Origin of the sequence: Hyalangium gracile (assembly GCF_020103725.1) — a bacterium.
Lineage (GTDB): Bacteria > Myxococcota > Myxococcia > Myxococcales > Myxococcaceae > Hyalangium > Hyalangium gracile.
Map to the genome: position 1 here is coordinate 71,181 of NZ_JAHXBG010000030.1, position 12,670 is coordinate 83,850.

Below are 12,670 nucleotides of genomic sequence, written 5' to 3' on the forward strand. Positions count from 1 at the left end.
ATCAACTGGTATGCTTGTCATACCAGTTGGGAACCAGTTCGACCGACTACCCGTCCTGGGCCTGCTGGGCCTTGATGGCGCGCAGCAACTCCTCGTCGGAGAGGGACTTACCCGTGGGTCAGACGCCGGCCAGCGACACGTTCTGCTGGCGCTTCGAGAGCACCTTCACCGGCTGGATCGCCATCACGCGCATGAACACCTGGAGCAGCTCCGGGTCGAACTTGTTGCGCATCTCCGTCCACATCAGCATCAGCGCCACCTCGGGCCCGTACGCGTCCCGATACGGCCGCTTGCTCGTCAGCGCGTCGAACGCGTCGCAGATCGCGATGATCTTCGCGAACACCCCCAGGTTCGTCTTGGGGATGATCATCTGGATGTTGCCTCGCGAGTCCCGCACCGCCGTCCCGAAGTCCGCCTTGTGCTCGAACGTCGTCACCACCCGCAGCAGCGTCGAGCGCGAGAAGCCCTTCTCCATCAGGATGTTGCGCACCGAGATCAGCGGCGCCTTCTGGATCTGCGCCTTCTCCTCCGGCGTCAGCGCTCCGCGCTTCGTCGCCAGCTCCTCCGGCAGCGTCGTCATCCCCGCGTCGTGGAACAGCGCGATGTACCCCAGGTCCCGCAGCTGCGGCTTCGTCAGTCCCAGCTCCGCGCCGAACACGATGCTCATCAGCGCCACGTTCACCTGATGGAAGACCAGGTACTCCGCCTCGCGCTTCGTCGTGGTCATCCCCAGGAAGTGCGTCCGCTGGTCGAAGGAGATGTCCACCAGATCCTGCACGATGCGCAGCGCCTTGGACGAGTTCATCGGCTTGCCGGCCCGCACCGACTCCAGGTACTTCTGCAGGAAGAACACCGCGCGCGCGTACACCGTCATCGCGTACTTCTTCCGGTCCACCTTCTGGTCGTCCGGGTTCTCGAGCCGGTCGGCTTCCTTGTTCAGCCGCTCGCGCAGCTTGGAGAACTTGGCGACCTTCATGTTCAGCAGCTTCCGGTTCGCCAGCCCCTCCTCCTCCACCTGCTGCGTCTGCTCCTTGCTGAAGATCCACACGAAGTTCTTCAGCTCCGGCAGGGTGATGGGCTTGGTGACGGTGATGCCGCCCACGTCCTTGGCCCGCATCTCCGTCAGCAGGTAGCGCTGGTTCTCGATGGAGTTCAGGTCCACCTTCACCAGCATGTTGTTCAGGTAGAAGGAGTCCTTCACCCCCACCAGTTCCAGCCGCCCCTCCTTGGAGATGATCTGGTTGATGATGTCCTGCAGCTGCACCAGCGGCTTCTCGAACACGGCGTTGTCCGGATCGTACATCTTCACGGACCGCACCAGCATGTAGAGCCCGGACACCATGCCGCGCGCCAGCGACTGCAGCTTCTCCGAGTGGGCGCGGCCGTACTCGCCGATGTTCTCGCTCTGGCCCTGGGTGATCTTCAGGTTCTCGGCCATGACTTCATGCCTCCTCGGCGGCGCCGGCGTCTCCGAACAGCGCCTTCTTCGTCTGGTACATCGCCTTGCGCGCCGCGGTGAGCACCTCCGTCGGCTGCGACTTGTCCTCCACCACGCCCTGCAGCACCTTGTACGAGTGGATGTTGCTCGCCGCCGCCAGCCCCTGGATGGCCAGCAGCTTGTCGTCCATCACCTTCTTCTTGTTCAGCAGTGACGGCTTCACCGACAGCAGCTGCGTCATCCACGTCAGCGCGTTGGGCGTCGCCGTGGAGCCCAGCGCCGCGTAGAACGCCATGCGCTCGTCCGGCGTCTTCTTCTCGAAGTTGGAGCTGTCCTTGATGATGCGCAGCAGGTCCAGGTACGCCTTGTCGTGATCGAACTCCGGCAGCAGCTTCGCCGCCTGCATCCGCACCTGCGAGATGGGATCGTTGAGCAGGTCCGAGATCAGCTTGCGCGCCTCGTTGGTGTGGCCCCGGGCGACGATGTTCATCACCTCCAGCTTCACCACCAGGTTCTTCCCCTTGAGCACCTGCCCGAACATCTTCAGCCGGTCCGGGTGCTGGCACTTCTCCAGGATGTAGACCATGTCGCGCACCGTCTGCGGCCGGTCCGACTGCAGCCGGATGACGAACGGATCCGGCCGGTTCTTGGCGAACCCCGCCAGCACGTCGCACAGGAGCACCCGGTTCTCCTGCACCTCGATCGTCTCCAGCACCGTGAGCAGGGGGATGATGGCCGGCTCGTCCAGCACCTGGAGGTAGCGGGTGATGTCCGCCGCGTTCCTCGCCTTGGCGTACTTGAGCGACTCGCCCATCCGGATCAGCCGCTGCTCATCGCCCATCTTCTGCACGAAGTAGGAGAGCAGCCGCGCGATGGGGTTGCCCTCCGCGTCCTCGCGCTGGGACAGGGCGCGCAGCTTGAGCACCATCTGGTTGATGGTGCCGTAGTCGTCCTGGATGAGCATGGCGTCCAGCAGCTGGACGAAGATCTCCTCCAGCAGCCCCACGTCCTCCACGCCGCCTTCCACCACCTGGAAGATGGCGCTCACCAGCTTGGGGAAGAGGCGCGCTCCCTCCTCCTCCTCGATCTCCTTCTGGATGCGGGCCTTCAGCGTGTCCGAGGCGTAGGTGCCTCCCACCACGACGCCGCGGATCTGCTCCACGCCTTCCATCTGCGCGTCGAGATCCTCCGTCGACACGCGCGCGAAGCGCAGGTAGTCCTCCGAGTTCGTCTTCAGGCGGGCGTAGAGGTAGCCCACCACCTTGTCCACCTCGACCTGCACCTCCTCCGCGGAGGCGCCGTCCATGGAGAAGCCCTCCACCACCACGTACTCCACGTGCTCCATGCCCGCCTTCCACAATTGGGCGAGCACGTCGTCCGCGCCGCGCTCCGGCTCCGAGAGCGCGATCAGCGTGAAGGTGACCAGCTCCTCCAGCGTCATCCCCGGCCGGAAGATCAGCTGGCGGATGCCGTCGCGGAAGAACTTGTAGGGCAGCGGGGTGGACTCGGAGAACAGCGGCTCGCCGTGCAGCAGGAAGTTCTGCTGCTCGATCTTCAAGGACAGCGGGCCATGCTTCTGCGTGTACTCGCCAATGGCCTCCAGCGCCCGGCCGAGGAACTCCGGGAACTTCGCCTCGTTGTGGCGGTACATCCCGATCTGCTTGATGCCTTTGAGGAGCTGGAACGTGAAGTTCCGTGCAAGGTCCACCTTCTCGCGTATCACTGGATCCGCGGAAGACTCCTGTGTTGTCTCCTTGGCGTTCTGGGGCGAGGCCATGCGTCCTGGACGGTCCGAGCAGAGGGTGGGGGGAACCCCAGTCTACTCTCTCGGACGTCTCAGGAGAGTCCTGTAACCAAAGAACTACCCGCAGGCCATGTAGGGCGAGGGCCTACCCATCGTGAGGGCCCTCGCCGAGCAGGCGACTACTGGGCGGCGGCGGTGGTCTCGGGATCCACCTCGGCCATGAGCGCGGCCAGCTCCGCCTTGAGCTTGTCCTTGGCGCGGATCTCCAGCTGGCGGGCGCGCTCGCGCGAGAAGCCGAAGTGCTCGCCCAGCTCCTTGAGCGTCATGGGGCGCTCGTTCATGACTCGCTGCTCGATGATGAAGCGCTCGCGCGGATCCAGCCGCATGAGGGCGGTGCGCACGCGGGTGTTGATGAGGCCCGCCTCCTCCTTGTCGGCGAACTCGTCGTCCTGCGGAGCGGAGGCGCTCACCACGAAGTCCACGTGGCTGTTGCCGCCGTCCTCGCCCATGGGGGCGTCCAGGGACAGGTCCCGCCCGCCCATGCGCTGCTCCATCTCGCGCACCTCGCCGGGCTTCACGTGGAGCTTCTTGGCGATGTCATCCACGTTGACGATGGCGCCGTCCGGCGTGCCGAACTTCTCCAGCTCGCGGCGCGTGCGCGCCAGACTGAAGAACAGCTTGCGCTGGGCCTGCGTGGTGCCGAGCTTCACCAGCGACCACGACTTGAGGATGTAGTTCTGGATGTAGGCGCGGATCCACCACACCGCGTAGGAGATGAGCCGGATGCCCTTGTCGGGGTCGAACTTCTGCACGGCCTTCATCAGGCCGATGTTCCCCTCCTGGATGAGATCGCTCATCTTGATGCCGTAGGAGCGGTACTCGTAGGCCACCTTCACGACGAAGCGCAGGTTGGAAGTCACCAACCGGTGGCCCGCGGACAGGTCGCCCTTGATGAACTTCCGGGCCAGCGTCTGCTCCTCCTCCACGGAGAGCAGGGCGTACTGGTTGATCTCCGAGAGGTACATCGCCAGGGAGCCGGAGTTGGACGACTGCTCGTGGGTGTTCTGCATGGTTGATTTCTCCCGACGTGGGGCCTCTGAGGGCCGGTGGAGTGGGTTGGCACCGCTTGACGACCGCACGCTCCATGCCATGAGCAACCGCGGTGCCAGCCTCGTTTGCGAAAAATCCCCAGGAAGAGCGGGGGGTTGACTCGGAGCCTGCGCGGACCGGATTGACAGGGTGGAAACCGTTACAGGCCACCGCCGGAAACCCCGGTCCACTCGGGCTGTAGAACTTGCGCCATTTTCAGCCAGGCACCTCCAAGCCCAGGGGATGAGATGGTGCGTGCGTCCCTGCTTTCCAACCCTGTAACGGGGTGGGCTTGTGTCGTCCGGAGTCGTTTACGTGCTCGAACGCTCGAGGGCCGAGCGGGCGGCTCAGGAGGCGCTGCGCTGGGAGCCCGCTCCCGAGGACGGAGCGGGGGCACGGCGCGCCTCGAGGTAGCGGCGCAGGGGCGTGAGCAGGCGCTCCGCCTCGCCGGCCTCGAGGGGGCGCTGGCCAAAGCGGGCCTCCAGGTAGCGGCGGGTGACGGGCGCCAGGGGCTCGGCCAGGGAGTGGTGCTCGCGGACGAGGCGGGCGGTGAGGTCCTCCAGCGTCTCGCCCTCATGGGGGCGCACGCCGGCCTCGCGCAGCATGCGCTCCACCGTGTCCACCAGCCGGGTGGCCGTGTGGGGCCTGGGCGCGGACAGCCGCGCCGCGAGGAAGCGCCACGTGCCGTAGGTGACGAGGCCCGCCAGCAGCGCCACGCCCCAGACGCGCGCCGGCGGCAGCCGGGTGGAGGAGCGGCCCGAGTCTCGCGGCGGGCGGATGAACCTCTGCGCCACATCCATCTGGTCTCGCAGGGAGAAGTCGACGACGGCGGAGCGCCAGTGCGACTCGAGCGTCTCGTACAGGCCGGTGAGGAGCTGGAGCGCGGCCATGGACTGGCTGGCCCGGTTGCCCGGAGGCGTCGCGTCCACGGTGACGAAGCCCCGGTCCGGCACCAGCACGTGCGTCCAGGCGTGGGCGTCTCCGGCCCGGAGGATGTAGTCCTCGTCCGAGCGCTCTCCGCCGAAGAAGCCCGAGGCCAGGCGCGCCGAGAAGCCCTGGGTGCGCAGCATGAGGGTGAGCGCGGTGGCGAAGTGCTCGCAGTGGCCCGCCTTGCGCACGAAGAGGAAGTCGGCGAGCGGATCCTCCACGTCCCCCTGCAGCTCCAGGGTGTACGCGTACTCGCGCTGCAGCCAGCTGGAGAGCTTGCGCGCGGCGGCCAGCGGCTCCTTCTCTCCGTCGAGCACCGTGCGGGCCAGCTCCGCCACGCGGGGATCCAGCCGGTCCGGCAGCGCCAGGAGCTGGCCGAGCTCCGCCTCCGTCATCTTCGTGGAGGCGTCCTCCTCCGGCGGAAGGCTGGTGGCCTCGTAGGAGTAGCCCAGGCCGGCATCCACGAAGCGCACCTCTCCGCCGCCCAGCTCCATCAGCGAGGTGCGCCGGTTGCCGCTGGCGGTGTGCGCCACCGCGTTGCCCATGCGCGTGGGCGTCTCCAGCGCCACCAGGGTGCGGGCGCCGTACGCGGGCAGCAGCTCGATGCGCTGGTGGAGCGAGCTCTCCCCACCGGGCCGCAGCGTCACCCGCTGGCGCGAGCGCTTGGGGCCGCCGACGCTCGTCCACTCCTGGCCGTCGAAGGTGTCGTAGGTGCGAGCCACCCAGTACGAGCCGAGCTGATCCACGCCGGGATCCGGGGTGATGTGGGCGCGCAGCACCACGCGCGGGTTGCTCTTGAGCGTGCCGGCGCCGCCCAGCCGCACCGTGTCCGACAGGCCGGTGGTGGCTCCCAGGCCCGGCGAGGCGCGCCGCGCGGCCACGTTCCAGTTGAGGCGCGGGAAGAGGATGAAGAAGGCCACCGCGCCGCTCACCGCGAAGAGCAGGCCCACCGAGAGCGGCCGCACCACCGAGCGCACCGGCAGCGGCTCGCCCTCGGGGACGGCGGCCTCCACCACCGCCAGCCCCATGGAGAGGCTGGCGAAGACGCAGAAGGCCACCAGGAAGACGGCGAAGATCAGCTCGCCGGAGAGCGCCGCGCCGCCCGCCACCATCAGCAGGCCGGCCAGCTGCACCTGGCCATCCGTCCGGGCCTCCGGCGTGGACAGCATCCGGTGGCCGGCGATGAGGCCCGCGAACGAGCACGCGGCCACCACCAGATCCAGCTGCCCCACATACACGGAGAAGCCGAGCAGGCCGGCCATGCCCAGCAGCAGCACCGCGGTGGCCTTCGCGCGCTTGGCGAACACGCGCCAGCCCAGCAGCGCGAACACCAGGGACAGGGCGAAGGCGGCGACCGTCCATACCGGGAGCTGGCCGGACACGACCATGGAGCCGAAGGCCGCTCCGGCGCCGAGATCGCGCAGGGCCAGCCGCAGGCGGGAGGGCGCGCTCATGCCGCCTCCTCCTTCTGGCGCTCCTCGCGCAGCTCCTCGAAGCCCACCCAGGCCAGGGCCCGCAGGATGTTGCGCTCCTGCACATGGCCCGAGGCGGGGCGCAGGCGCTCGGTGGGCGTCTCCAGCCCCACCTCGTGACCGGCCTCGAGCAGCTGGTGGGAGAGGGCGGCCACCTCCTCGCAGCGCCGCTCCAGGGCCGCGTCCTCGAGGCCGGCGTCCACGGAGAGCTGATAGGTGCGGCGCTCCTCGCGCTCGCGCTCCACCTTGATCAGCTTCCCCATGGCGGCGCTCTTGCGCCAGTGCACGCGCCGAGCGTCCTCGGTGGGGCCCAGCTCGCGCAGGCCGGCCACGTCCCCGGTGCCATCGTTGCGGCGCGGGGTGCTCGAGTCGCCGAAGGCGCCCTGGAGCGCCTCCGTGGGCACGTGGCAGGCGTAGCCGCGCCGGGGATAGACGAGCAGGATGCCCTCCAGCTCGAAGACGCGCGTCTTGGCGAAGAGGCCCAGCGGCCACGTGGTGGTGACGCGCACGCCGCTCAGCCGCAGCGGCCCTCGCTGGGGCGTGGTGAGGTCCGCGCGCACCACGTGCTCCACGCCCGAGCGCAGGTAGCCCACGCGCCCCTCGCCCGTGAGCGGCGTGTCCACCTCGGCCAGGGTGAGGGCGAAGGCGTGGCCCTGCTTGCGGGTGATGGCCCAGCGGTAGGCGAAGGGCTCGCCGGCGAAGGCGGACTCGGTGCCCAGGCGGCGCACGCTCAGGTGGCGCAGGCAGCGCTCGGAGAGCACGCCGGACACCACCACCATGGACAGCAGCAGGCCCAGCACCAGGTAGAGCAGGTTGTTGCCCGTGTTGAGCGCGCCCAGCCCCACGCCGAACGTCACCACCAGGTACGTGCGCCCCGTGCGCGTCACCTTCAAGGTGCGCGGAGGGCGCAGCAGGACGCGCAGCCGCGCCCAGGAGGATGAGGCCTTCGCCTTCACCGCGGCGCCGCCACCTTGCGGGAGAGCTCCTCGAGCAGGTGCGAGGCCTCCTCCCGGGCCGCGGCTCCCTGCACGTTGCTGCGCAGCATCAGCCGGTGCGCCAGGCACGGCACCAGCACCGCCCGCACATCCCCCGGCGTCACGAAGTCACGCCCCTCCCACAGGGCATGGGCCCGCGCCGCCGCTCCCACCGCCAGCACCGCGCGGGTGGAGGCGCCACGCTCGATGTCCCCGTGCTCGCGCGTCGCCTTGGCCAGCCGCACCACGTACTCCGCCACGGCCGCGTCCATCCGCAGCTCCGAGGCGAGCCCCCGCAGGCCGAGCAGCTCCTCGGGCCCCGTCACCGGCTCCAGCTCCTCCACCGGCGGCGTCCGCCCGCGGGTGATGAGCAGCCGTGCCTCCACCTCCGGCGACGGGTGGCCCAGCGACAGGCGCATGAGGAAGCGATCCAGCTGCGAGTCCGGCAGCGGGTATGTGCCGGTGAGATCCAGCGGGTTCTGCGTGGCCACCACCGTGAAGGGGGAGGGCAGCGGATGGGTGTTGCCGTCCAGCGACACCTGGCCCTGGGCCATGCCCTCCAGCAGCGCGGACTGGGTGCGCGGCGGAGCGCGGTTGAGCTCGTCGGCCAGCACGAGCTGCCGGAAGATGGGGCCCTGTCGGAAGCTGAACGTCGCGCTGGAGGCGTGGAACACCTGCGCGCCCAGGATATCGGCGGGCATCAGGTCCGCGGTGAACTGGATGCGCGCGAAGCTCAGCCCGCACGAGCGCGCCAGCGCCTCGGCCAGCGTCGTCTTTCCGACACCAGGCACGTCCTCCAGCAGGAGGTGGCCTCCGGCGATCAGGCTGGTGACGGTGAGGCGGGCTTGCGTCTCCTTGCCCTGCACCACGCGCGAGAGGTGGGCGGCGATCCGCTCCAGGATCGAGCGCGCGGAGGAGACAGTGGGTGCGGAGACGAGTGCGCGGGCGGGTTGGTTCATCTGTCCGCGCAGTCTACCCGAGGCGTCCCCTCGGCGGGGCGCCATGCCGGGCAGCGGGGCCTTCAGGCCCGCTCGCTGCCCGGGCGAGCGACTCTCAGGCCAGAATCTCTTCCGGGGTGTAGTAGGCGCGCGGCGCGGAGCCCGTGCTCACCCCGAAATACCGGAACATCCGCTCGTGGTGCCCCGCCAGCCCGCGGAACTGCACCTTCTGGTGCGCCGGCAGGCTCTGGGTCAGCACCCCCACCGCCGTGTCCTTGAACTCGCGCAGGTGGGTGAAGTCCAGCATCACCTCGCGAGGGCCCAGAGCCTCCAGCGAGTGACGCAGCTGCGCCGCCGTGCGCCAGTCCAGCGTCCCCTCGAGCCGGAGGGTGATGCGCCCCGCAAGCTCTTCCTGGTGGATCTGCAGCCCCGCCATCATTGTCATCTCCCCTTGTCGCCGAATCGGTGAGCGTGCCGTCCCACGGACGGACACGGTGCTTGCTGCATTTTCCGGGCCGACCAGGACCCATCGAACCCTTGGAAATTCCAAGGAAGAATCCCGTGCGGCCGGAACAATTCGCGCAAAGCAGGAGATTTTGCAGCCCCCCCCGGAAAGATTTGCGCGAACTGTCCGCAATCCATCGGAAGGGGTGTTGCGCAGCGGTCAGCCCTGGGTCTGGTTCGTCTGCTGCTGAGCACGCAGGGTGAGCTCGCGCTCCTGGCGCTCCTTGAGCTTACGGAACTCGCGGACGACCTTGGTCGGGTAGCCGGCGATGAACTTCTTCCGGACATCGCGCTTGGCGAGGATCTTCTTCGCCATGCCCGGCCCCGCGTTGTAGGCCACCAGGGCGTGCTCCAGCGAGCCGAAGCGCTCGATGAGGTTGGCCAGGTACGCGGTGCCCAGCTCGATGTTGGTCTCCGCGTCGAAGAGGTTGGTGGAGCGGCCCAGCCGGAAGCCGGCCTTGTCCGCCAGGTAGGTGCCCGTGTCCGGCATCACCTGCATCAGCCCCATGGCGCCCACGTGAGACACCGCGTAGTTGTTGAACGAGCTCTCGCAGCGGATGAGCGCGATCACCAGCATGGGGTCCACGTTGTTGCGCTGGGCCTCGCGGATGATGGCCACCGCCACGCGGCGCTGCTGGCGCACCGGCAGCCCCGAGGCCTTCACCGCATCCGTCACGCCCAGGCGCACCGCCTCCTGGTAGTGGGCCTCGTCCTGGTACTCCTGCAGCCGCGTCTGCGCCTCCTTCAGCGCCGCCTCCCGCTCGGCCAGCAGCACGCGCAGCTCCGCGAGCTCCGGCGACTCCACCACCGACCCCTCCGGGAGCTGGAACGGGAAGCTGGGGACCGCCGCCGCCCCCGTCAACAACCCCACCGCCGCTACCGCCACCATCCACCGCCTCATGTTGCAATCCCCCTGCGCCCCGAACTCGCGCCCCTCGACACCTGCGCCGTGCTCAAGCACCCGGCGTGCCAGCGTCCCCAGCGTGTCCCTATGTCATTAAGATCCAGGGAACTCGCGGAGGCATGGAGGGCCGGGAGGGGGCGGGGAAGGGCGGTAGAAATGCCCGGATGTGGAAGGGCTTTACCCACGACGAGGCTGTCGAAAGCACTGGCGCTCCCGTCTCGAGGACTTGCCGTGGCGAGCAAGCCTCCCTAGCTTGGCCGGCATCCGACGGGCGTGTGTGGCCAGGAGGCGGGCGGCGTGTTCTGGACGATGAGCATCATCCTCTTCGTGTTGTGGGCGCTGGGAATGACGACCGGCTCCACGGAGGGACACTGGGTTCACCTGTTGTTGCTCTTCTCGATGGTGGCCCTGACGGTGGCGGTGGCTCAGCGCGGGCGGCGGTTGTCGGCATGAGCGCGACGCAGAGTCTGGAGGTCGAGCTGCCGAGGGACTCCTCCGGGTTCATCCGCCGGCAGTGTCCGAGCTGCCAGCGCATCTTCAAGACGCGGCCCAGCCGCTTCGACGCGCGAGCGCTGCACCGGCGGCTGGTGACGCTCTTTCCCTTCGAGAATCCGCACGAGGGCTACGAGTCGGTGCCCGCGTGGACGTGCTTCTACTGCGGCCACCAGGCCGACGCGGACGAGTGGCTGGTGCGAGAGCACGTGGCCTATCTGGAGTCGCTCGCCCGGGGGCTGGCCAACCACGTGCGCTACGAGCAGCTGGCGCACGTCTCGCGCACGCTGGGGCAGAACCCGCGGCCCACCTTCGTGGCGGTGGCGCCCGAGGCGCTGCCGGAGGGCATGCCGGACGAGCCGGAGGATCTGCGCCCCATCCACCTGGTGTGCTGCAGCGACGAGGTGAAGGCGCTGTGGGACTGGGACGGCCCGTTCTACTGCCCGCGCTGCGGGGCACACCACGGGGGGCTGAGCGGCCGGCAGCAAGTCCACCTGGAGTTCATCCAGGAGTAGACGGGGCCCGGCGGCTCGAAGCAGGCTGTCCGCCGCATGCGGATGGCTCGACTCGGGGTACCGCTCGCCCTGGTGCTCGCCGTGGGCGTGGCGCACGCGCACGACGCGGACATCATCTACGCGCGGGTGCAGCGCTCCCAGGCCAGCGGGCCCGAGGTGCGGGCGGTGCTGACCATGACGGGCAGCACGCTGAGCCTGCTGTTGCCCGCGGACGCGGACGGGAATGGCTCCGTCTCTCAGGCGGATCTGGACGCGCGTCGCCCCGCGCTGGAGGTGGGGCTGTGGGACGCGCTACCGCTCACCGCGGGCGGCGCCCCGTGCACGCGCCAGGAGCACTCGGCGCTGGTGCGCGAGACGTTCGTGGAGCTGCGCGCCGTCTTCCACTGTCCGCCGGGGCCGCTGCGGCAGACGTACACGGTGCTCAGCCTGCTGCCGTCCAACTACCGGGTGGTGCTGGGGGCCTATGGCGAGGGAGGCCAGCTCTTCGCGGATGCCCTCCGGCCGAGCCTGGACATCCCCGAGCCTGGGGCCTCGAGCTCGCGCGGCCTCACCCGGGGCTTCGGCGGCTGGGTCCAGCTGGGCATGAAGCACATCTTCGAGGGCATCGATCACCTGGCCTTCCTGCTGGCGCTCCTGCTGGTGGGCGGGCGCCTGCGGCAGATCCTGGGGATGGTGACGGCCTTCACGGTGGCGCACTCGCTCACGCTGGGCGCCACGGCGCTGGGCTTCATCCTGCTGGACGCGGCGCGGGCCCGCTGGGTGGAGGCCGCCATCGCCGTCTCCATCATCTATGTGGCGGTGGAGAACCTGGTGCGGCGCGATCACCGCCACCGCGCCCTCATCACCTTCCTCTTCGGGCTGGTGCACGGCTTCGGCTTCGCCAGCGTGCTGAGCTCCTACGGCCTGGGAGAGCAGGTGGTGTCCGGCCTGCTCGGCTTCAACCTCGGCGTGGAGGTGGGGCAGGCCCTCATCGTCATGGCCCTGCTGCCGCTCATGCGGCTGATCCAGCGCCGGCCGACGGTCAATCTCTGGACGGTTCGAGTGCTCTCCACCGTCATCCTCTGCTCCGGCGCGTGGTGGTTCGTGGAGCGCGTCGGTTGAATCCCCGCGAACCCATCCCTAACTTGCCGCGAAAGGTCGAAGGTAGGGAGAAGGGGGACGCAGATGGGAGCGAGGCATACTCGCCTGGCGGCCGCACTGGCCGCGGCATGGGAGGCCGAGGTGGTCTCGGCACGGCGCATGACGGCGCTGGCCGAGCGCGTCGGAGATCCGCGTGCGCGGGCGCGTCTGATGGTGCTCGCGGCGTTCTGCCGGGCCCACGCCTCTCGCCTGCTGGCTCGCCTGGCCGCGCTGGGCCGAGGGCCGCTGCCGGTGCCGCCCGAGGACGTGGAGGTGGGCTCGGATCTGGCCCTGGAGCTGCGCAGGGAGGGGGCGTTCGCCCGCACCGCCGCGGCGCGCTATGAGTCCACCGCGGAGATGGCCCGCCAGCACGCGGACCTGTCCTCCGCCTGGGTCTGCGAGCTCAACCGGACCGAGGAGCAGGACCGCTCCCGCGAGCTGCTCTCCCTGGCCGAGGGGACCCTGCCGGCGGTGGGCTTCGGGGACTCGGCGGCCGCCTCTCCGGCCGATTCCTAGGCCTGGGCCCGCACTCCTGCTGACAGGCCACGCGCCTT

At 69.3% G+C, this 12,670-nt stretch carries 12 protein-coding genes; 4 read left to right on the forward strand and 8 right to left on the reverse strand.

Annotated features, from left to right (window positions below; all coding sequences use genetic code 11):
- Positions 1-118 precede the first annotated feature (118 nt).
- The 8 genes from KY572_RS39680 to KY572_RS39715 form a co-directional block, all read right to left on the reverse strand.
- On the reverse strand, positions 119-1,438 hold the full coding sequence (locus KY572_RS39680) for an HD-GYP domain-containing protein (protein WP_224248938.1): 1,320 nt from the start codon (positions 1,436-1,438) through the stop codon (positions 119-121).
- A 4-nt stretch (positions 1,439-1,442) separates the two neighbouring features.
- On the reverse strand, positions 1,443-3,215 hold the full coding sequence (locus KY572_RS39685) for a HEAT repeat domain-containing protein (protein WP_224248939.1): 1,773 nt from the start codon (positions 3,213-3,215) through the stop codon (positions 1,443-1,445).
- 146 nt (positions 3,216-3,361) lie between these two features.
- Positions 3,362-4,252 carry an RNA polymerase factor sigma-32 gene (locus tag KY572_RS39690; protein ID WP_224248940.1) on the reverse strand — a complete coding sequence of 297 codons (891 nt, stop codon included), beginning with the start codon at positions 4,250-4,252 and terminating at the stop codon, positions 3,362-3,364.
- Positions 4,253-4,618: 366 nt separating this feature from the next.
- Positions 4,619-6,652, reverse strand: coding sequence for a transglutaminase TgpA family protein (locus tag KY572_RS39695; protein ID WP_224248941.1), 2,034 nt, complete (start codon positions 6,650-6,652; stop codon positions 4,619-4,621).
- Positions 6,649-7,626, reverse strand: coding sequence for a DUF58 domain-containing protein (locus KY572_RS39700; RefSeq protein WP_224248942.1), 978 nt, complete (start codon positions 7,624-7,626; stop codon positions 6,649-6,651). The genes KY572_RS39695 and KY572_RS39700 overlap by 4 nt, the downstream gene beginning before the upstream one ends.
- The gene (locus tag KY572_RS39705) at positions 7,623-8,603 is read right to left on the reverse strand and encodes an AAA family ATPase (RefSeq protein WP_224248943.1); all 981 of its coding nucleotides are present in this window, start codon (positions 8,601-8,603) and stop codon (positions 7,623-7,625) included. Before KY572_RS39705 ends, KY572_RS39700 begins: the two co-directional genes overlap by 4 nt.
- 94 nt (positions 8,604-8,697) lie before the next feature.
- Positions 8,698-9,027 carry an STAS domain-containing protein gene (locus KY572_RS39710; protein ID WP_317987962.1) on the reverse strand — a complete coding sequence of 110 codons (330 nt, stop codon included), beginning with the start codon at positions 9,025-9,027 and terminating at the stop codon, positions 8,698-8,700.
- Positions 9,028-9,246: 219 nt separating this feature from the next.
- The gene (locus KY572_RS39715; protein ID WP_224248944.1) at positions 9,247-9,987 is read right to left on the reverse strand and encodes a lytic transglycosylase domain-containing protein; all 741 of its coding nucleotides are present in this window, start codon (positions 9,985-9,987) and stop codon (positions 9,247-9,249) included.
- 300 nt (positions 9,988-10,287) lie between these two features.
- Between KY572_RS39715 and KY572_RS39720 the strand changes: the two genes are divergently transcribed.
- The 4 genes from KY572_RS39720 to KY572_RS39735 all read left to right on the forward strand — a co-directional run bounded on the left by KY572_RS39720 (position 10,288) and on the right by KY572_RS39735 (position 12,632).
- Positions 10,288-10,443, forward strand: a complete 156-nt coding sequence (locus KY572_RS39720; RefSeq protein WP_224248945.1) for a lmo0937 family membrane protein — start codon at positions 10,288-10,290, stop codon at positions 10,441-10,443.
- The gene (locus KY572_RS39725; protein ID WP_224248946.1) at positions 10,440-10,997 is read left to right on the forward strand and encodes a hypothetical protein; all 558 of its coding nucleotides are present in this window, start codon (positions 10,440-10,442) and stop codon (positions 10,995-10,997) included. Before KY572_RS39720 ends, KY572_RS39725 begins: the two co-directional genes overlap by 4 nt.
- 36 nt (positions 10,998-11,033) lie before the next feature.
- On the forward strand, positions 11,034-12,098 hold the full coding sequence (locus KY572_RS39730) for a HupE/UreJ family protein (RefSeq protein ID WP_224248947.1): 1,065 nt from the start codon (positions 11,034-11,036) through the stop codon (positions 12,096-12,098).
- Positions 12,099-12,161: 63 nt separating this feature from the next.
- A complete protein-coding gene (locus KY572_RS39735; RefSeq protein ID WP_224248948.1) occupies positions 12,162-12,632 on the forward strand; it encodes a hypothetical protein in 471 nt (156 codons plus the stop codon).
- The last annotated feature ends 38 nt before the right edge of the window (positions 12,633-12,670 follow it).